At 36.0% G+C, this 21,546-nt stretch carries 17 protein-coding genes; all 17 read left to right on the top strand.

Annotated elements, in window-relative coordinates; all coding sequences use genetic code 11:
- The first annotated feature begins 5 nt into the window (after positions 1-5).
- The gene (gene purD / locus AB3H93_RS07455; RefSeq protein ID WP_368020377.1) at positions 6-1,280 is read left to right on the top strand and encodes a phosphoribosylamine--glycine ligase; all 1,275 of its coding nucleotides are present in this window, start codon (positions 6-8) and stop codon (positions 1,278-1,280) included.
- 119 nt (positions 1,281-1,399) lie between these two features.
- Positions 1,400-2,314, top strand: coding sequence for an aldo/keto reductase family oxidoreductase (locus tag AB3H93_RS07460; protein WP_368020397.1), 915 nt, complete (start codon positions 1,400-1,402; stop codon positions 2,312-2,314).
- A gap of 108 nt (positions 2,315-2,422) precedes the next feature.
- Positions 2,423-2,938 carry a hypothetical protein gene (locus AB3H93_RS07465; RefSeq protein WP_368020378.1) on the top strand — a complete coding sequence of 172 codons (516 nt, stop codon included), beginning with the start codon at positions 2,423-2,425 and terminating at the stop codon, positions 2,936-2,938.
- 217 nt (positions 2,939-3,155) lie between these two features.
- Complete coding sequence (gene guaC, locus AB3H93_RS07470) at positions 3,156-4,133, top strand: GMP reductase (RefSeq protein WP_010719374.1); 978 nt, start codon at positions 3,156-3,158, stop codon at positions 4,131-4,133.
- A gap of 116 nt (positions 4,134-4,249) precedes the next feature.
- Positions 4,250-5,677: a PLP-dependent aminotransferase family protein gene (locus tag AB3H93_RS07475; protein WP_081204281.1), complete on the top strand. Its 1,428-nt coding sequence runs from the start codon at positions 4,250-4,252 to the stop codon at positions 5,675-5,677.
- A gap of 458 nt (positions 5,678-6,135) precedes the next feature.
- Entirely contained in the window at positions 6,136-7,245 is a 1,110-nt protein-coding gene (pdhA, locus tag AB3H93_RS07480) for a pyruvate dehydrogenase (acetyl-transferring) E1 component subunit alpha (protein ID WP_010719372.1), read from the top strand.
- Positions 7,246-7,247: 2 nt separating this feature from the next.
- Positions 7,248-8,225, top strand: coding sequence for an alpha-ketoacid dehydrogenase subunit beta (locus AB3H93_RS07485; protein WP_010737448.1), 978 nt, complete (start codon positions 7,248-7,250; stop codon positions 8,223-8,225).
- Positions 8,226-8,251: 26 nt separating this feature from the next.
- Complete coding sequence (locus AB3H93_RS07490; RefSeq protein ID WP_010719370.1) at positions 8,252-9,889, top strand: dihydrolipoyllysine-residue acetyltransferase; 1,638 nt, start codon at positions 8,252-8,254, stop codon at positions 9,887-9,889.
- A gap of 7 nt (positions 9,890-9,896) precedes the next feature.
- Positions 9,897-11,303 (top strand): dihydrolipoyl dehydrogenase, encoded by a 1,407-nt coding sequence (gene lpdA, locus AB3H93_RS07495; protein WP_010719369.1) that lies wholly within the window; start codon positions 9,897-9,899, stop codon positions 11,301-11,303.
- Between the two features lie 102 nt (positions 11,304-11,405).
- A complete protein-coding gene (locus tag AB3H93_RS07500) occupies positions 11,406-11,618 on the top strand; it encodes a hypothetical protein (RefSeq protein ID WP_034700380.1) in 213 nt (70 codons plus the stop codon).
- A 23-nt stretch (positions 11,619-11,641) separates the two neighbouring features.
- The gene (locus AB3H93_RS07505) at positions 11,642-14,677 is read left to right on the top strand and encodes a hypothetical protein (protein ID WP_368020379.1); all 3,036 of its coding nucleotides are present in this window, start codon (positions 11,642-11,644) and stop codon (positions 14,675-14,677) included.
- A 192-nt stretch (positions 14,678-14,869) separates the two neighbouring features.
- A complete protein-coding gene (locus tag AB3H93_RS07510) occupies positions 14,870-16,723 on the top strand; it encodes a helix-turn-helix domain-containing protein (protein WP_368020380.1) in 1,854 nt (617 codons plus the stop codon).
- A gap of 478 nt (positions 16,724-17,201) precedes the next feature.
- Positions 17,202-17,735: a hypothetical protein gene (locus AB3H93_RS07515; protein ID WP_053766384.1), complete on the top strand. Its 534-nt coding sequence runs from the start codon at positions 17,202-17,204 to the stop codon at positions 17,733-17,735.
- Between the two features lie 386 nt (positions 17,736-18,121).
- Positions 18,122-18,970, top strand: coding sequence for a hypothetical protein (locus AB3H93_RS07520; RefSeq protein WP_053766383.1), 849 nt, complete (start codon positions 18,122-18,124; stop codon positions 18,968-18,970).
- A gap of 84 nt (positions 18,971-19,054) precedes the next feature.
- The gene (locus AB3H93_RS07525; protein ID WP_155467391.1) at positions 19,055-19,282 is read left to right on the top strand and encodes a hypothetical protein; all 228 of its coding nucleotides are present in this window, start codon (positions 19,055-19,057) and stop codon (positions 19,280-19,282) included.
- 652 nt (positions 19,283-19,934) lie between these two features.
- Positions 19,935-20,282 carry a hypothetical protein gene (locus tag AB3H93_RS07530; protein WP_179293202.1) on the top strand — a complete coding sequence of 116 codons (348 nt, stop codon included), beginning with the start codon at positions 19,935-19,937 and terminating at the stop codon, positions 20,280-20,282.
- Positions 20,283-20,942: 660 nt separating this feature from the next.
- Entirely contained in the window at positions 20,943-21,524 is a 582-nt protein-coding gene (locus tag AB3H93_RS07535; RefSeq protein WP_081129095.1) for a hypothetical protein, read from the top strand.
- Positions 21,525-21,546: the final 22 nt, after the last annotated feature.

Genomic DNA, 21,546 nt, shown 5'->3' on the forward strand with positions numbered 1-21,546 from the left:
AAGAAATGAATATATTGATCATAGGATCTGGTGGGCGTGAACATGCGATTGCGAGTAAAATCTTACAAAGTCCGCTAGTCGAAAACGTTTATTGTGCACCGGGGAATCCTGGCATGACACGTGATGGGGTCAAAATCGTTGATATTAAAGTAACTGATCATCAAGGATTGATTGAGTTTGCTAAGAAAGCGTCGATTACTTGGAGTTTTGTTGGCCCAGAAATTCCTTTGTTAAACGGGATCGTGGATGATTTCAAGCAAGCGGAATTAAAAATATTTGGTCCGACGAAAGCTGCTGCATTGATTGAAGGATCTAAGAGTTTCGCCAAAGAATTGATGGAGCGTTGTCAGATTCCAACTGCTGAATCTAAAACTTTTACCAACTATCTTGAAGCCAAATGGTACATCGAAGAGAAGGGTGCCCCAATTGTGATCAAAGCGGACGGTTTAGCTGCTGGCAAAGGCGTGGTCGTAGCGATGACAAAAGCCGAAGCGTTACAGGCAGCCAGCGATATGCTGGAAAAACATCGTTTTGGACAAAGTGGACATCAAATCGTTGTGGAAGAATTTTTAGAAGGAGAAGAGTTCTCTTTGTTAGCGTTTGTGGATGGCGAAGCAGTTTATCCAATGGAAATCTCACAAGATCATAAACGAGCGTATGATGGAGATCAAGGGCCGAATACTGGAGGGATGGGCGCCTATTCTCCAGTACCTCATATTTCTGAAGCAATCATTGAAGCGGGGATCGAAAAAGTAATAAAACCTGCAGCTAAGGGGATGAGCGAAATTGGTCGTCCGTTTATCGGTGTATTGTATGCAGGATTGATCGCCACTTCAGATGGACCGAAAGTGATTGAATTTAATGCGAGATTTGGCGATCCTGAGACACAAGTCATTTTACCTCGATTGAAGAGTGACTTGGCGCAAGTGATCACTGATTTGTTAGACCATAAGCCGGTTCATTTAATTTGGGAGGAAACTGGATATCGTTTAGGGGTTGTAGTTGCAGCAGAAGGTTATCCTAATCAGTATTTAACCGCTATGGATTTGCCCGATTTTCCTGAAGAGGAGGCAACTGTCTATTATGCGGGTGTTCAAGAGGAAAAAGGAAATTTAAAAGGTTCAGGTGGTCGAATCTACTTAGTGGAGTCCTATGGGGAAACAATTGAAGAAGCGAGGGAAAAAATATACAGTGCGTTGGAATCAAAAGATACGAAGGGGACATTTTATCGGAAAGATATTGGAATGAAAGCAATCAACGTTTTTTCTAAGAATCACTAACGCAACAAAAAGGGGGATAACATTTTTTTCTTTTTTGAGAAAAAAGTGGCATGCCTCTTTTTGCCCCCTTTTTGAAGTAAATGTGTTAAAATCTAATGGGAAAGAAAGGAATGATTTTAATGAAACAGATTCAATTGGGAACTTCAAATCAAAAGGTGTCGTCGGTCATTCTCGGATGTATGAGGATTAATGGCGCTGAACATCCAGAACGTATTATTGAAACTGCTTTTGATAACGGTATCAATTTTTTTGACCATGCGGATATCTATGGTGGTGGAGAATGTGAAACCATCTTTGCTAGTGCACTAGCAAAAACTTCAATAAAGAGAGAAGAGCTATTTGTTCAAACAAAATGTGGGATTGTTCCTGGTGTGATGTTTGACTTTTCCAAAAAGCACATCATTGAATCAGTGGAAGGTAGTCTCAAACGGTTAAAAATGGATTATGTTGATGCGTTGCTATTACATCGTCCTGATACCTTAGTTGAACCTGAGGAAGTGGCAGAGGCATTCGATGAATTAGAAAAGTCAGGTAAAGTACGTTATTTCGGTGTAAGTAATCAGAAACCAATGCAAGTCGAATTGCTAAAGAAATACGTCAAACAACCTTTGTTGATCAACCAATTGCAATTTGGATTGAAACATTCTGGAATGATTGATCAAGGGATCCATGTGAATATGACAGATGAAGCTAGCGTTGACCACGATGGTAGTGTCTTGGATTATTCACGTTTGAATGAAATGACGATCCAAGCATGGTCGCCTTATCAATATGGTTTTTTTGAAGGGGTATTTATCGGTAACGAAAAGTTTCCTAAATTGAATCAAAAATTAGCAGAACTTGCTGACAAATATCATACAACACCAACAGGTTTAGCTTCAGCTTGGATTTTACGCCATCCTGCGAATATCCAAGTGATTGCAGGAACGATGAATGTAGGGCGAATCAAGGAAATTGCACAAGCATCAGACGTTGAACTGAGTCGTGAAGACTGGTATGCGCTGTATCGCGAAGCTGGCAATATCCTACCATAGACATGAAAAAACATTGAATGAAACAGTCATTAGTTGCTTGTTCGCTAATGACTTCTACATATATTGATGCGAGGAACGTCACTAAGAATCTACGAAAAGGGGAGTAAAATGGGATATCTAAATAAATGGGACAATAATTCGTCAATGCCAGAAAGTGAGCTAAACGCTCATAGAGCAGCGTATGAAAATGTCAGTGATGGTAAAGAAGCGAAAGGCAATCTAAAACTAGACCCCCAACGCTATAGTCTTGGAGTAATGACACACGCAATAAATAAAACGAAATCTGCAAAATTAAATAAACCTAATAGAGCTCTACTTGGAATGATCCAAGAAATAGCGCAAAGCTATTTTAGCCCTAAAGTACTTGCTGGTATGGAGAAATTCAAAAAGGATAGAGAAAAAGAGCTAGAAAAAAGTTCGAACATTGCGCAAACAAAGTTATCTAAAGATAAAGAAAACCCTAACGGTCAAAAACGGGTTTATAACAGATTGACTAATATTATTTCTGACGCTAAAAAAGCAATCGTTCAACCCGGAACTCTGAATGAAAACAATCAAGAGAAAACAAACCAATCAAAAGAAGCTGGAAATCAACAAAAGAATGTACCACCTGGTAGAGATTGAGTAGCTATAAGCGACAAACAGCTGATTGTTTATTTGTCGAAAAGTTTGATGGCTAGACAGTGTTATTTCAGATTAAGGAGTTTTTATTTTTTTGTTTATATTCCCCTTGATTTTTTAGTTTAAATACGGTAAATTACATAAGGTGCTAAAAATAAACACCCAAAAAGCAAATAATGTTCGTGTTTTACTGAATTCGAACATCAGGAGGATCATGTCCATGAAAGTGTTTGATTACGAAGATATTCAACTCATTCCTAATAAATGTATTGTAAGTAGCCGTTCAGAATGTAACACGACAGTGACACTAGGAAAGCATACTTTTAAAATGCCTGTTGTCCCTGCGAATATGCAAACGATCATCGATGAGTCAATTGCACAATTTTTAGCAGAAAATGGTTACTTCTATATTATGCATCGATTTGATGAAGCAGCAAGAATCCCCTTTGTGCAAAAAATGAAGGAGCAACAATTGATTACTTCAATCAGTGTTGGCGTAAAACAAGAAGAATATTCATTTGTTGAAGAATTAGCACAGTTAAATTTAGTTCCTGATTATATCACGATTGATATTGCGCACGGTCATTCAAATGCGGTGATTGAAATGATCCAACATATCAAAAAACATTTACCAGAAACGTTCGTTATTGCAGGAAACGTTGGTACACCAGAAGCTGTTCGGGAATTAGAAAATGCCGGAGCTGATGCAACAAAGGTTGGAATTGGACCTGGTAAAGTTTGTATCACAAAAATCAAAACCGGTTTTGGTACCGGTGGTTGGCAACTTGCTGCCTTAAGATGGTGTGCGAAAGCTGCCAGAAAACCGATTATTGCTGATGGGGGTATTCGTACCCATGGTGATATTGCAAAATCCGTTCGTTTTGGCGCAACAATGGTTATGATCGGTTCGCTATTTGCCGGACATGAAGAATCGCCTGGTGAGACAATGGTGGAAAATGGCGTAGTGTACAAAGAATACTTCGGCTCTGCCTCCGAGTTTCAAAAAGGTGAAAAGAAAAATGTAGAAGGTAAGAAAATTTGGATCCAACATAAAGGGTCTTTGAAAGACACGTTGGTTGAAATGCAACAAGATTTACAATCTTCTATTTCTTACGCGGGTGGGAAAGATATTGAAGCTATTCGCAAAGTTGATTATGTGATTGTTAAAAACTCCATTTTTAACGGAGATACGATTTAATAGCTATTAAAAAGCAAAGTAGATGCTCTCGTGTCATACTTTGCTTTTTCTTTGCTTTTCGATCCCTTTTTTATAAGATAAAATAGGCAGTAGAAGAAAGAGGAATGGAGAAGAACATGTGGGAAGTCATAGATAAGAAACAAAGACCAATTTATCGACAAATTATGGATCAGGTGATGAAAAATATTGAAAATGGGAATTTAGATCCCAACGTACCCTTGCCCTCTGAAAGGAAATTGGCAGTTATTTTTCAAACAAATCGCACCACTGTGGTTCGAGCGTTGGATGAATTACGAGATCTTGGCGTTCTTATCAGTCGCCGAGGCAGTGGACGCTTTGTGAATCAAACCGAATGGGGGCGGTATTCTGTCCCGAGAGTGAATTGGCGCGAATTATTTTCTCAACGCTATGAACAAATCGATGATAGTTATGAAAAAATGATCGAAGTAGGAAAACTGAACCCTTATTTTCTCGATTTATTTTCGAGCGAGATGCCTACAGACTTATTACCAAACGTTCAATTTCCAGCATACTCAATGAATGAGATTATTGAAAAAGAGCAACAAATCACCTGTCTAGGTTATCTTCCATTAGTAGCAAAAATAAAAAATTACTTGATCGAAAAATTTTATTTTGATTTTACTAAAACGCAATTATTAGTTACGAGTGGGGGTCAACAGGCTATTTTTCTAATTTTACAGACGATTTTATCTAGTGGTGATGCTATTGCGGTAGAAGCGCCTTCGTTTTTTTATCGTTTGTCCTTATTTAAAGCGACAGGGATTCGTCTATTTGGTGTACCCATGGATAGCGAAGGTATTGAGCTGGATAAGCTAGAAGTGTTGATCAAGAAAAATAAATTGAAAGCTGTCTTAGTCAATCCAAACTTTCAAAATCCAACAGGGAAAGTGATGTCCCAAAAACGTCGCGAAGCATTAGTGACCCTTTGTCGCAACTATCAATTACCGATCATTGAAGACGACGTTTTTAGTGACTTATCCTTTCATGATAGTGAAAAGCATAAACCAACTGCGATCCATTCAATTGATCCGGAAAATGTCTTATATGTCGGTTCATTATCTAGGGTATTAGGACAAACGACCAAGATAGGTTGGATCGTTGGGCTGCGTTCCTTTATCGACCGCTTAGCGAAAGCTCAGGAAATGATGGAATTTTCGATGAGCATCTTTCCCCAAAATGTGGCGATGACTGTATTTGAAGAAAGTTATAGCACAAAGATCGCCATTGTGAGGGAAGAATTATACAAAAGAAGTTTGACGCTGGTTGAATGGGAAAAAACGCAAAACTTTTTTGAAGTCTGGCCCATTTATGGTGGGTACTATGCGTGGATTACGTGGAAAGGACAGCAATTGACAAGAGATATTGCGGAAGAATTGATCCGCTCAGGGTTAGGCATTGCACCAAGTTTTTTGTTTGGAGAAGAGACCAACGGGTTGCGTATCAATTTTAGTCGTTTAACTGAAGAAAGGCTGCCATTTTTTCAAGCGGAAATGGCAAAATTAGCAAAACGTTTATCCGTTTAATTCATGATCAAAAGAACAGGTTCATGTGCAACAGTTAAGGAGATTCCTTGCTGTTGCTTTTTAATTGAAAAAAATACACATATAGTAGAAAATTAAAAGAGGGATGATTGTAAAGAAAATCACTAATTAATAAAAAATTTTTTCTGTTTGTTGGAATAAGGTATAACAATGTGCGGATTCAATGATAACAGTAGAGAGGAGTAGATAGAAAATCAGGACTAATTTTGTACAAAATATGTAAACCGCTTTCTTGATTGTGATGTTGTTCACTATTTGCGTGGTTAAGCGGATTATTACAAATTTTTAAAAACGTGAATTTTTTTGCTTTTAGCTTGTATTTCTTAATGATCCATGATAATTTATAAAAGAAGACGGTTGGATATTGATACAGTTTATATATCTGTTTCAATCGCAGAAAGATGAGATTTTCTTATATGATGAGAGAGGAATGTGTACAAATGGCAAAAAAGAAATTACCACTAGACTTTAATGCGTTATTAGATGAAGTCAATTCAGATTTTCCAGTATACCAAGCGCTTGACCAAAATGGTAAAGTAGTAAACCCTGATCTTGTTCCTGATTTATCAGATGAACAATTAGTAGAATTAATGACTAGCATGGTTTGGTCTCGTGTATTAGACCAACGCTCAACAGCTTTAAACCGTCAAGGACGTTTAGGATTCTTTGCACCGACAGCTGGTCAAGAAGCTAGCCAACTTGCAAGTGCATTTGCTTTTGAAAAAGAAGACGTATTACTTCCTGGTTACCGTGATGTTCCCCAATTAGTAAAACATGGATTGCCTTTAGCACAAGCTTTCTTATGGTCACGAGGACATGCGGCAGGGAATTTTTATCCAGAAGAATTGAAAGCTCTACCACCACAAATCATTATTGGTGCGCAGTACATCCAAGCAGCTGGTGTGGCTTTAGGATTGAAAAAACGAAACAAAAAAAATGTGGTCTTCACTTATACAGGTGACGGCGGCTCTTCTCAAGGTGATTTCTATGAAGCAATCAACTTTGCTGGAGCTTATCATGCAAATGCTGTATTTTATATCCAAAACAATGGCTTTGCGATCTCAACACCTCGTGAAAAACAAACAGCTGCTAAAACATTAGCGCAAAAAGCTGTGGCAGCTGGGATTCCTGGGATCCAAGTAGACGGTATGGACCCATTAGCAGTTTATACAGTCTCTAAAATGGCACGTGATTGGGCAATCAACGGAAATGGTCCAGTCTTGATTGAGACATTGACTTACCGTTATGGTCCGCATACTTTATCAGGAGATGACCCAACTCGTTACCGTTCAAAAGAAACAGATGACGAATGGCAGAAAAAAGATCCATTGATCCGTTTCCGTAACTACCTAACAGAAAAAGGTCTATGGTCAGAAGAAAAAGAAGAACAAGTAATTGAACAAACAAAAGAGGAAATCAAAGCAGCGATTGCTGAAGCAGATAAGATTCCAAAACAAAAAGTTTCTGATTTCTTAAAAAATATGTTTGAAGTGGCACCACAATCAATTAAAGAGCAAATTGCAATCTATGAAGCGAAGGAGTCGAAATAATCATGGCACAAAAAACAATGATTCAAGCAATCACAGATGCCCTAGCACTTGAACTTGAAAATGATGAGAACGTAATCGTTTTTGGTGAAGATGTTGGGAAAAACGGTGGAGTTTTCCGTGCAACGGAAGGATTGCAAGAAAAATTTGGCGAAGAACGCGTTTTCGATACCCCATTAGCTGAATCAGGGATTGCTGGTATGAGTTTTGGGTTAGCTTTAGAAGGTTTTCGTCCAGTACCTGAAATTCAGTTCTTTGGATTTATTTTTGAAGCCATGGATGAAGTAGTCGCACAAATGGCACGTACAAGATATCGAATGGGTGGGACTAGAAATCTACCGATTACGATTCGTTCACCATTTGGTGGTGGGGTTCACACACCAGAACTTCATTCAGATAACTTAGAAGGATTGATTGCTCAATCTCCAGGAATTCGCGTAGTCATTCCATCAAATCCTTATGATGCAAAAGGATTATTGATCTCTTCTATCCGCAGCAATGACCCAGTTGTATTTTTGGAACATATGAAACTTTATCGTTCATTCCGTGAAGAAGTTCCAGATGAAGCTTATGAAGTACCATTGGACAAAGCGGCAATTACTCGTGAAGGAACAGACGTTTCAATCATTACCTATGGCGCAATGGTTCGTGAAGCGATCAAAGCAGCTGACAATCTTGCGAAAGAGGATATTTCAGTAGAAGTCGTTGACCTAAGAACAGTCGCACCGCTAGATATTGACACAATCATTCAATCAGTTGAGAAAACTGGTCGTGTGGTAGTCGTTCAAGAAGCGCAACGACAAGCAGGTGTAAGTGCCCAAGTGATTGCTGAAATCTCAGAACGTGCGATCCTTTCATTAGAAGCACCAATTGGACGTGTAGCAGCACCAGATACTGTTTTTCCATTTGGACAAGCTGAAAACATCTGGTTACCAAATGCGGCTGATATTGAAGCAAAAGTCAAAGAAATTGCAGAATTCTAAGAAATAAGAAGGGACGTAAGTAAATCATGGCATACCAATTTAAATTACCTGACATTGGTGAAGGAATCGCAGAAGGCGAAATCGTCAAATGGTTTGTCAAGCCAGGCGATACCATCAATGAGGATGATACGTTATTAGAAGTTCAAAATGATAAATCAGTAGAAGAAATTCCATCCCCAGTTACTGGGACAGTGAAAAACGTCATCGTACCTGAAGGAACAGTCGCGAATGTTGGCGATGTACTGGTAGAAATCGATGCACCAGGACATGAAGACAATGAAACAAGTGGCGATGCTGGAGTAGCAGCGAAAGAGCAAACACCTGAACATCCAGCTGCTGAACCAACTGAAGCTAGTGCCGATGGTGGGGTCTTTGAATTTAAATTACCCGATATTGGTGAAGGAATCGCAGAAGGTGAAATCGTTAAATGGTTTGTGAAACCAGGCGATACCATCAATGAAGATGACACATTGTTAGAAGTACAAAACGATAAATCGGTAGAAGAAATCCCGTCGCCAGTGACTGGAACGGTTAAAAACATCTTGGTATCAGAAGGAACAGTTGCAACTGTTGGTGATGTATTAGTAGAAATCGATGCACCAGGACATAATAGTGCGCCTTCTACTACATCAGAAAAAACAGCTGAATCAACTGATGCTAAAGTAGAAACTTCTGGTTCAGCATCAGTAGCTGAGGCAGCTGATCCTAACAAACGTGTTTTGGCTATGCCATCAGTTCGACAATTTGCTCGTGAAAAAGATGTGGATATCACACAAGTCACTGCAACTGGTAAAGGTGGACGTGTGACAAAAGAAGATATTGAAAGTTATCTATCAGGAGGGCATGCGAGTCAAACAGCATCAGCTGAACCAGCTGCACCTGCGACAGAAAAAGCGGTTGAAGCGAAAGCTGAAAGCAAGCCAGCAACACCAGCAAAAGCGTTCAAATCTAATTTAGGCGAATTAGAAGAACGTGTAGCAATGACACCGACACGTAAAGCGATTGCTAAAGCAATGGTCAATAGCAAGCAAACAGCGCCACATGTTACTTTACATGACGAAGTAGAGGTTTCTAAACTTTGGGATAATCGTAAGAGATTTAAAGAAGTGGCAGCTGCGAATGGGACAAAATTGACTTTCTTGCCATACGTGGTAAAAGCATTAACTGCTACTGTGAAGAAATTCCCTATTTTGAATGCGTCAATTGATGATGCGAACCAAGAAATCGTTTATAAAAATTACTATAACATCGGAATCGCAACTGATACAGATCATGGCTTGTATGTACCAAATGTAAAAGATGCAGACCGTAAAGGGATGTTTGCGATTGCGGATGAAATCAATGAAAAAGCAAAACTAGCTCATGAAGGTAAATTAGCAGCTGAAGATATGCGAAATGGCACTATTACGATCAGTAATATTGGTTCTGTAGGTGGTGGCTGGTTTACACCAGTAATCAACTACCCTGAAGTAGCAATTTTAGGTGTGGGAACAATTGCACAACAACCGATCGTTAATGGTGAAGGTGAAATCGTTGTTGGACGAGTGATGAAACTTTCCTTAAGCTTTGATCACCGTATCGTAGACGGAGCAACAGCTCAACAAGCAATGAACAATATCAAACGACTTTTAGCTGATCCTGAGTTATTGATGATGGAAGGATGATAAACAAATGGTAGTTGGAGATTTTGCTGTAGAATTAGACACAGTTGTAATCGGTGCGGGACCTGGTGGCTATGTTGCTGCCATCCGTGCTGCTGAAATGGGACAAAAAGTGGCAATCATTGAAAGAGAATACATCGGTGGTGTTTGTTTAAACGTTGGTTGTATTCCTTCAAAAGCGCTGATTGCTGCAGGACATCATTATCAAGAATCTCTTGATTCAACTTTATTCGGTGTCACGAGTGAAAATGTCACACTTGATTTTGCAAAAACACAAGACTGGAAAGAAAATAAAGTAGTGAAAACACTGACTTCTGGTGTTGGCTTCTTATTGAAAAAACACAAGGTAGAAACAATCGAAGGCGAAGCATTCTTCGTCGATGATCATACATTGCGTGTGATCCATCCCGATTCTGCTCAAACGTATTCTTTCAATAACGCAATCATTGCCACTGGCTCCCGTCCGATCGAAATCCCAGGATTCAAGTTTGGCGGACGTGTACTTGACTCAACAGGCGGCTTAGCTCTAAAAGAAGTACCAAAAAAATTCGTCATTATTGGTGGCGGAGTTATTGGAGCAGAATTAGGTGGAGCCTATGCTAACTTAGGTGCTGAGGTAACGATTCTTGAAGGTTCTCCTCAAATTTTACCTACCTATGAAAAAGATATGGTGAAATTAGTGGAAGACGACTTCAAGAAAAAAGGTGTGACAATCGTAACCAATGCAATGGCGAAAGAAGCTGTTGATAATGGGGACAGTGTGACAGTCAAATATACTGTTGACGGTAAAGAAGAAACAGTGACAGCAGATTATGTTATGGTAACAGTTGGCCGTCGTCCAAATACTGACGATATGGGATTAGAACAAGCGGGTGTCGAAGTCGGTGAACGTGGATTGATTCCAGTGGATCAACAAGGGCGTACGAACGTGCCAAACATTTTTGCAATTGGGGATATCGTACCAGGTGCTGCTTTAGCGCATAAAGCAAGTTATGAAGCAAAAATTGCTGCAGAAGCTATCTCAGGTAAGAAAGTAGCAGTTGACTATAAAGCAATGCCTGCGGTTGCCTTTACAGATCCAGAATTAGCTTCTGTTGGGATGACGATCAAAGAAGCAAAAGAAGCTGGTATTGAAGCTACTGCATATAAATTTCCGTTTTCAGGAAATGGACGGGCGTTATCGCTTGCAAAAACAGAAGGTTTTATCCGTTTAGTGACGACCAATGAAGACAATGTCATCATTGGAGCGCAAATCGGTGGTGTAGGTGCTAGTGATATGGTTTCTGAGCTTGCTTTAGCCATTGAATCAGGAATGAATGCCGAAGATATTGCGTTAACGATCCATCCACATCCATCGCTAGGTGAAATTACGATGGATGCTGCTGAACTCGCTTTAGGTTTACCAATCCATATTTAATTTAGCAATTGGGATATTTTATCCGAACTGTTTCCAAAAAAATATGGATGCTGGCGATAGTTGCCAGGTTAAAAACATCTTTTTGACAAATTGAATTGATACATGATCGATGAAACATCAAAGTTAGCAAAAACTGCTAGCTTTGATGTTTTTTTTGTGGTCTTTTCAAAACCTCTTTTTCTGAAAAAAGAAAAAAGAAAGTCAAGCTTTTTGAAAGAGGGTGTTAGAATAAATGTGGTAAAAGCAATCAGGTCAGCATATTTTTATATCAATGATTTAACTAGCGGAACTAGTTGTTTACTAATTAATTTTTAATCACTTTAAAGGAGATTGACTTTGTGAGAAAAGAAACGATTAAAACACTTCAAGGAGACTGTCATGAGAATGAAAAGAATAATGAAATTGGCGGTCCTAACAATTCAATTAAAAAGAGAAATGAAAGGATTATAGAAGCATACAAAACAGAAAATACATTGATAGCAGGACTTGCTGAGCGATTTGGAGTATCAAAGAGAACCATTGGAAATGTAACACATAGTCTAAAAGAGCAAAATCTGCAACAGCAAAGCTTAACGAATGAGACAACTAAAGAAAAGGAAGAGAGCAATAATCAAAATATCGAAGCATATTTAGCAGGAGAGTTATGGGTAAGTAAACTTGTTAATAGATTTAACGGATCAGCGAGAACCATTTTGATGAAAATAAAGAAAGTAAGAGAACAGAAGGAAGAGATGCAATATAAAACATCGTCAGAAAATGAAATTTTACAGTTAGATAGAAATAGTTTTGAGCAAAGGGAAGAGTTAGTGAAGCAACAAGAGCTGATTTCAGAAGTTCCTCTAAAAGATGAGCTGGAACAGGTACATCCTGCTCAGCCAAGGCCTTTAGAGGACAAAGTCATTTCATTAAGAAAACAAAAAAGTGTTGATCATGACAGCCAGTCAAAAAAATACAATCACAATGATAGTTCAAGTAGAAAAAGAAAGATGCAAGAAAATAAGGACCCAGAAAAGTTTTCACTATCGGTGTCCTCAATTGATAAAGATAGATTGAAACCAAAGAAGCCAAAGAAATCTCATGTACTTCATGAAGTAGAAGAATATTCACCCAAACTATCACAAATAAACAAACAAATACATACAACAGAGAATGAGCATTTAATTGATGAGAACCAACAGGATAAACTTCAAGGGATCGGTTCTCAACAAAATAAAAACTTTTCTTCATCACTTCCTTTACTAAATAAATTGGAGGAAGCAACAAGTAGTGAGAATCATATCTTCAATAGCAAACAAGTGCAAGTAACTGGAAGTCATCTAAGAGAAAATCAAGAGGAACATCCAATTTTATCAGAGACAGAAGGTGAATTTGAAAATAGCTTGTTCGATAGTTTATCTGATTTTGACTATTCAAATGAGTCCAATGAAGAACGTTCGTTTTTTCAAAAGTCAGCAAATTTATCCGATGAATTGTCAAATCATAATCTCACGACAGAAGAAATAGTGGAAGCATTAATGGAATTTGACGAGACGTTAGACTCAGCAAAAAATCTAGTGGACTATGTGAACGGATCGAATGAACTTCCAAAACAATCTAATAATGATTTATTCGAAGATTTATCAAATGATAGTCTCACGACAGAAGAAATAGTGGAAGCGTTAATGGAAATTGACGAGACGTTAGACTCAGCAAAAAATCTAGTGGACTATGTGAACGGATCGAATGAACTCCCAAAACAATCTAATAACGATTTATTCGATGATTCATCAAATGATAGTCTCACGACAGACGAAATAGTGGAAGCGTTAGTGGAAGTTGATGAGACGTTAGACTCAGCAAAAAATCTAGTGGACTATGTGAACGGATCGAATGAACTTCCAAAACAATCTAATAATGATTTATTCGAAGATTTATCAAATGATAGTCTCATGACAGAAGAAATAACGGAAATATTAATGAGATTTGATGAGACATTAAACTCAGGAAAAAAACCAATGAAGTATGTAATGGAATTAAGTGAACGTCAAGAATCGAACAAATTATTCGATGAATCGTCAAATAGTCAACAGGTAGAATATCCTATAATGGAACAAACAATGGCAGGAAAAGCAGTTAATCAGCCTGGTTCGGAAAATAATCAAGTAAACTTTATAGAGGATCAGAATCAGGAATATCTGATTGATGAAGAAAAACATCCCCAGAATCCGCATAACATACATAATGATAGGGGCATAGGTGAGTTTATACAAAAGAAACAGGATAAGAGTATAAAAAATTCAGAAAACACCCCAGTGAATCAGAATCAGGAAACGGCGCTTGATGAAGAAAGACATCCAAAAAGAGCTGCTGCTCATTTATCTGAGAATCTACATAGTATACAAAACTTAGAAAGTAACCTAGGGCATCAAACAACCAAACAAACGGATAAGCAGACTATTCCTCAAACGGGGTATATTCTTGATCCTGTTCTTCCACAAAATGTCACTAAGAATAATTATTTAGAATATATTCAACTATATCAATCTATTCAGTCGACCATCAAAATAGAGACATTTTGTGACATAATGGAATTGTCACAAGATACATTTCAAGAGTTGCTTAAAGAAGCTGTTCCAGCTGAGTCAACTAATAGTGAATTAGGATATATAGAGAATAAAAGGGAAATTATACCGAGAGAATATAAATTAGAAAAGATCAATTTATATCTCAATTCTCAACATTCTTACGAATCTAAACGGCAGTTTTGTGATAAGAACAATTTAGACTATGATTCCTTTAGATCTTGGATAAGGGAACATAAAAAGGGGGAATTACCTCGTCAATCAATATCGACTATTGAAGAATTGATCAGTAGGGAACAAGATGGGAGAAATCTGTATTGTACTGCTAAGGTTAAGGAAGCCTGTGTACTTTTATGGAGAGGTTGCTCAATGACTAAGACTGAATTAAGTAACAAATTGAACATCAATGATATGGTTGTAAGATCTTGGGAAGATAGGTACAACCGGGCACATGAAAATGAGCAGAAGAAAATAATAACAACTCTCTCAGAATTAGAAAATAGGGATTTAAAGTTCAGGTATTTGAGTTGTACGGAGAAAGTCAAAAAAGAATGTATTCTTTTATTAAATGATACAAAAAATACCAAGGGACGAATATGTCAAAAGTATCATTTGAACGTTAAAACATTTTATAATTGGTACAATAAATATAAACCACTACTTAATGGTGCAGAAAAAGATTCAAAAGAACGCCAAACTTTTTCAACGAATGTCGAAAATGCTAAAATTACAGCAGCAGACAATAATGCGAGGTTAGCCAATGAGCAAAATAAGAGTCCAAATTTATTCTTGGGTAATCAAAAGATCCAATAAAATTCTAATAAGTTAATTATAGGTAAAGTGGAATGAACGTTAAATATAATTGAAATAAATTAAACAATTACTTTGAAAAAAAACAATAGTTGGATCTTGATCGAACATTTTTTTCTAAAAAGGAAAAAGAATAAACTATTTGCTAGAAAATTTGATATTAAAATAGATAAATAATTAGAAAAGGAGATTACTATGGAAAATGAATGGACGGAACAACGATACATAACAAAGAATGTAATAGGTTCCAATGGAAATGGGCAACAGTCATATGGTGAGCTAGGACAAGATAATCATCTGGTTAATGAGTCCAGTCCGGAGGAGGAGCTAGTAAGTCACATAATCAACCAAGGTCCTCCAACTATTCAAGAATTAGAAGCGGCGTATACTCTTTTTTCTAATCTTGAACCAAAGGAGCAAAGGATAGGGCAAATAGAGGAACAAGGAATAAAAGATGTCAATATGTTTGATTCAGGAAATAAGCGAGTGCACCCTAGATCAGACGAAAACGTGGGATATCCAAAAAGGCTAAAAGGCGCAAATAACCATTTATTTAATGAGCGAGACACCATAAATGATTCACAATTCCCACCTCAAACGACAAGAGAATCGGTCAATAAGCCCAGTCCAGAAGAAGACCTAGTACGCTACGTGTTCGAACTGGGTCCTCTGACTCGTCAAGAATTAGAATTAGCCGATACTCTTTTTTCTAATCATGAAACAAAAGAGCAAAGGATAGCCGAGGAGAGGAAAGGACAAACAGAGGGACAAGAAATAGAAACTGGAAATATGTTTGATCTGGAAAATAATCGAATGAACTCTGTAGTGGGCCAAAATTCGGAATCTTCGATTGATGAAGAAAAACATCTCCAGAATCCGCATAGCGTACATAATGATAGGGACACAAGTGAATTTACACAAAAGAACATACAAGACAAGAGTACGAAAAATTCAGAAAGCACCCCAGTGAATCAGAATCAGGAAACGGTGCTTGACAAAGAAAGACATCCAAAAAGAGCTACTGCTCATTTATCTGAGGGTCTACATAGTATACAGCACTTAGAAAGTCAAACAACCAAACAAACCGATAAGCAGCTTAATCCTCAAACGAGGCACTCTCTTGACCCAGTTCTTCCACAAAAAGCCAATCAATCAGACACTAAGAATGATTATTTAGAATATATCCAACTGTATCAATCCATTCAGTCGACCATCAAAATAGAGACATTTTGTGACATAATGGAATTGTCAGAAGATATATTTCAAGGGTTGCTTAAAGAAGCTGTTCCAGATGAGTCAACCAATAGTGAAATAAGATATCCAAGGGATAAAAGAATAGTTTTCCCGAAAGAATACAAATTGGAAAATGTTAAATTATATCTTAATTCTAAACATTCTTACAATTCTATCACTTATTTTTGTTATAAGAAAAATTTACCCTATATTCCCTTTCTAAATTGGCTCAAAGAGTATACAGAGGGGAAATTAACTCGTGAATCAATATCGACTATCGAAGAATTAATAAGTAGCAAACAAACTGATGGGTATCTGGATTGTACTGATAAAGTGAAGGAGACCTGTGTACTTTTATGGAGAGGTTGCTCAAAGACTAAGACTGAATTATGTGACAAATTGAACATCACTGATGGGGTTTTAAGAGCTTGGATGGATAAATACAATCAAGCACATAGAAATCAGCAGAAGAATATAATAACAACTCTTACAGAATTAAAAGAAAGGAAGCTAAATTCAGGAAAGCTGTGTTGTACGAATGAAGTTAAAATAAAATTAGTTCTTTTATATAAGAATCGAGAAATGTCCGTGAAGCAATTATGTAAGATTTATCATTTGAATCCGAAAACGGTTTATAACTGGATCAAGAACTATGACCGATTACTCCAAAATTCAGAAAGAACATCCCAAAAACGCCAAACTTTTTCAACCAATGTCGGGAATGCTAAAATTACAGCAGCAGACAATAATGCGAGGTTAGCCAATGAGCAAAATAAGAGTCCAAATTTAGTCTCGGGTAATCAAAGGATTCAATAAAATTCTAGCCAGTTAATCACAAGTAAAATTGGAATGAACATTAGATACAATGAAAATAAACCGACAAATTATGTTGACCAAGTCCAATGGATTAATCTTGGTCGAACATTTTTTTCTAAAAAGAAGAAAAAGTAAACTATTTGTTAGAACATTCGATGTTAAAATAGATAAATAATAAATGAATAAAAAAGGAAATGATTATGGAAAAGAAGTCAAATTCCTTAGATTGCATTATATGAACGTTTATAAGTCCCTGATAGTATTTTTAGCGGCTGGACAAAAGCTATAGTTAAGTTGTTATTAAACAGAAACTCACAAAAACGGTAAACTTGTTTTATAAATATTGAATACAACAAAGATTTAGCAGCAAAAATAATAAATGGAGCTCTATTGTCAACGGGAATGACTTAATTTTATTTTTTGGAAAAAATCTATATACAATGAATCAAGTCAGATACGTTAGAAAGAAAGGTCGGGAATGATGAGTAAAAGAGAAGAAGGGGTTTATGTTGACCCTCATACAAAAGATGTCAGGTGCCATTCTCAATGGGACGATATTAGAAAAATCATCAACAAGAATCAAATGAACTATTTCAATCATCTATCAAAACTCTTTGAAAAAAAACCGTTAATTTATTTTGAAATTGAAAAAAAAATGATGGATAAACAGGATATTAAAGGTATCTCTTTATTGGTTTTGTTAAAAAGGGAAGGAAAAGGTCTGGCATCCAGCGAATTATTTTATCCACCATTGAAAAATATTCGAGAGATTATGATAAAAGGATTGATGAAGGAATGTAGACAACAGGCATTCATTCAATTGAATGAAAAATACCAACAAAATGGGCATAGAATTGTTGAAATCACAGACCCATACTTTATATCATCTGACAATAAAGAAGAAAAACGTGATCTAGTGGGGATAAGAAAACACCTGAAGAAGGAGTTCGCAAAATATCCTAAAGAAGAACAAAGTGTAAAAATAGAGGAGAATCGAGACAATCGCTTTTAGCTCTTTGTCCAGCCGGATAAGGTTAGCTAATAAATATCAAAATTAGGTTTTTTATAACTAATGTTGGTAAAGAGAAATCTTAGAATAAAAAGGACAGAAAGAAGAAAAATTCCTTTTTGTCCTTTTTATTAGCTATAGATTGTTAGGTCTAGAGTATTTAAGGTATCTTTGATAAGTTGAGTATAAGACAGCTTGAATCCTTTTATGACTTGGTCAGTCAAATCCATTCTAAATGGTTTCGAGATGCCTTTTCTTATTTTTACCTTTTTTTCTGAAAAATAAAAAAGCAATTGGATCGACACATTTCGATATCAATTATTTGATTTTTTAGCAGAAGTAGTTATTTACTAACTTAATGTTAAATTACTCTAAACGAGAGTGCCCCTATGAAAAATGAAACGATTGTAATCCCTCAAGAGGGCTGTCATGTAGGTGATGAGAATGAGGAAATAAAAGGTTCGAATAATTTAAACGAGGCAAATGAAGATCATCGTTTGCTTCACCAAGACTCGGGCAATTTATTCAACCCTATATTAAAGGATAAACTTCCGATAGCTCAAACAGTGGAAGTGTCAGACAATACAGTTCACACAAAAAGAAAACAAATGTTTGATGAGCAGGAATCAGTTAATCTTCAAGGATGGGACGAATTATATAATCCGCTGTTAAATGGCAATTATACGATAGAGCAAGCAGTGAAAGTGTTAGGTGATATATATGAACCAAAAAGAATACGAATATCTGATGAGGCGAAATCAAATGAACATCAAGAACAATCTGATCCTCATAATCGAAATATAAGTGACTTTACAGAAAAGGAAATACAAGATAAGCGTACGAAAAGTTCCAAAAACATCCCAGTGGCTCAGGCAATCAAACAAATTGATAAACAGCCTATTTCTCAAACGGCGCATTCTCTTGAGCTTGCTCTACCAAAAAAAGTCAATAAAACATATCCTAAAGTGGATTATGTTCAACTAGATAAAAAAGAGAAGTTAACTCATAAAATAATATCGACTATCGAAGAGTTGAGGAGTAGGGAAAAAACTGAGGAGAATCTGAATTGTACTAATAAGGTTAAGGAAGCTTGTGTACTTTTATGGAGAAGTGAACGATTAACGCAGAAAGAATTGTGTGACAAATTGAACATTTCTGATGGGAATTTAAGAAATTGGGATAATAAATACAATAAGGCACTTAGAAATAAGTACATAATAACAACTCTCGAAGAATAAAAAAATAGGGAGCTACTGCCAGGAAAGTTGTCTTGTCTAGCTGAAGTTAAAGTAGCATGCGTTCGTTTACTTAAGAATAAAAAAATGACTAAAAAGCAAGTATGTAAATACTATCGTTTGGTTCCGAAAACGTTGGATAATTGGATTAAAAATTATGATCTATTACTAAAAGAAATAGAAATAAAATCACAAGAACTTCAAACTTTTTCAACGAGTGTTGGAAATGCTAAAATTACGGCTACAGAAAGTAATATAAGGATAGAACATAAACAAGATACGAGTCCAAATTTAATTTTTGGCGGAAGGACGTAATAAAATTCTAACAGGATAATCATTAGTAAAATCGAATAAACCTTAGAAAAAAATAAAACAAAAAATTATTCAGAAAAAGACCAAGAATTTGATTTTGATCGAACATTTTTTTCTGAAAAGAAGAAAAAGTGAATTATTTGTTAGAACATTCGATGTTAAAATAGAGAAACAATAAATGTATTAAAAAGGAATTGATTATGGAAAATAAGTGAAATGCCTGAGAGTGGATGTATAGACGTTTGTACATAAGTGGTAGTGTTTCTGATAATTGAATAAAATGATCTGAGCAAGTGCTGTTGAACAGAATCTTACAAAAACAGTAAACTTATTTATTAACGAAACATACTAAAGATACAGCAGCCAAAATAATGAATGGAGATTTATTGCCAATAATAATGACTTGAATTTATTCGTTAGAAAAAGATTCAATAAAAATGAATCAAGTCAAATATAATAAAAAGAAAGGTCGGAAATGATGAGTCAAAGAGAAGAAGGCACTCAGGTACCTCCTAATATAGACGATATCAATCGTCTTCCACAACGGAACGATATTATGAAAATTATCAAAAAGAATCAAATGAACCATTTCAACCATCTATCAGATCTCTTTTAAAAAAATCCGTTAGCGTATTTTGAAATTGAAAAGACCATTATGGATAAATACGAAATTAAAGGTATTTCTTTATTGCTTTTGTTAAAGCGAGAAGGAAAAGGGCTTGCTTTCAGCGAATTATTTTATCCGCCATTGAAAAATATTCGTGATTTTATGATAGCAAGATTAATGAAGGAATGTAGACAACAGGCGTTCATTCAATTGAATGAGAAATACCATCAAAATGGGCATAAAAATGCTGAAATTACTGGTCAATATATTAGTCAAACACTTTGTGATAAAGAAGAAAAACATGATTTAATGGCAATAAGAGAACGTTTGCAGAAGGGTTTCGTAGCATCTCATACAGAAGAACAACGTGTAAAAACAGAAGAGAAATCGAGATAATTATAGCTCTTAGTTCTTTATCAAATCTAATAAGATTTCTAATAAACATCAAAATTAGTAACTTCAACTAGTTTTGATGTTTTTTGCTTCACATTAAAGTATGTTCTTTCAGCATTTCTTGTAGTAACTAGGAAAAAGTAGCGTTTTCTCAATCATAGTTAGTTGGTATCTCTTTGTGGTAACAATAAGCTGAAATTCATGGGGAAAGTAAATGATCCACGAATTCATTTGCTGTTGAATAGTGCTATAAAAAATTCCGCATAATAACCTACAACACTCCATTATACTAAAAATTTTTCATATACAGTGTTGTAATATGAACATAATTTTCAAAAAAAAAAAAATAAAAGGGTCCCCCTTGCAACCGATTTCATGATAAGCTTTTTTTATAAAAAAGTTAATGAACTTATCTAGCTTAATTGGCAATAATTTTAGACTACGGTGATAGAATATGAAAATTGGAGAAAAAAGAGAAAACATCAAAACAATTTGCACACGCACTTATCTAGTTTGAATGATAAGATCTCGGTTACAACACAGAAAATTCAAATCAATCAGATGAGCGATGCTCTACAAACCACAAATAAAAAATGATATAAAAGTAAAAAGTATTGAGAGGGACGTTAGAGAGTTATGTAAAAAAAGAAATGGGGTAAAAAGATGAAGTTTACTCAAATACAAAAAATTCATGTAAATCCAAATGTTGGCAATGTGAATCGACATAATGACTATCGAACAATCCAACGTATATTTGAGAAAAGTGCATACAATTATTATGTTCATTTAACAGATTTATTTGAGAGAGAACCATTGAGGTATGCTGAAATTGAAAATATTATATATGAAAAATATAAAATCGAAGGTCCTTCTTTATTAGATGCGCTAAAAAGAGAAGGAAAAGGGTTCCAACGCAGTGAATTATTATGTGCAAATGAAGGTTTTAGAAAAAGTGTCATCAGTGCGTTGTTTATAGAATGCCAAAAAGAATCTAGAATGGAAATTATTGCCAATTATTATAAAAATGGGAATGATATTGTAGAAACGACATTCCCTGATTTTAGTCGTCTAATAGGCGAAAATAATCGCAGAGAAAAAGAAGCATTCGAACAAAGAGAAAAAAAAAGAATAGAAGTAAAGCGATTGAACGCGATACATAAAGGTTTATCTCATAATAAGAAAATAAATGTAATTGATACTCGGAGCATCTCTCAGTCTATACTTAATGTAGAACTAAATAGATAGCAATTATTAATATTTTGTAGGA

It is taken from the genome of Enterococcus sp. C74 (assembly GCF_040887125.1).
Lineage (GTDB): Bacteria > Bacillota > Bacilli > Lactobacillales > Enterococcaceae > Enterococcus_B > Enterococcus_B hirae.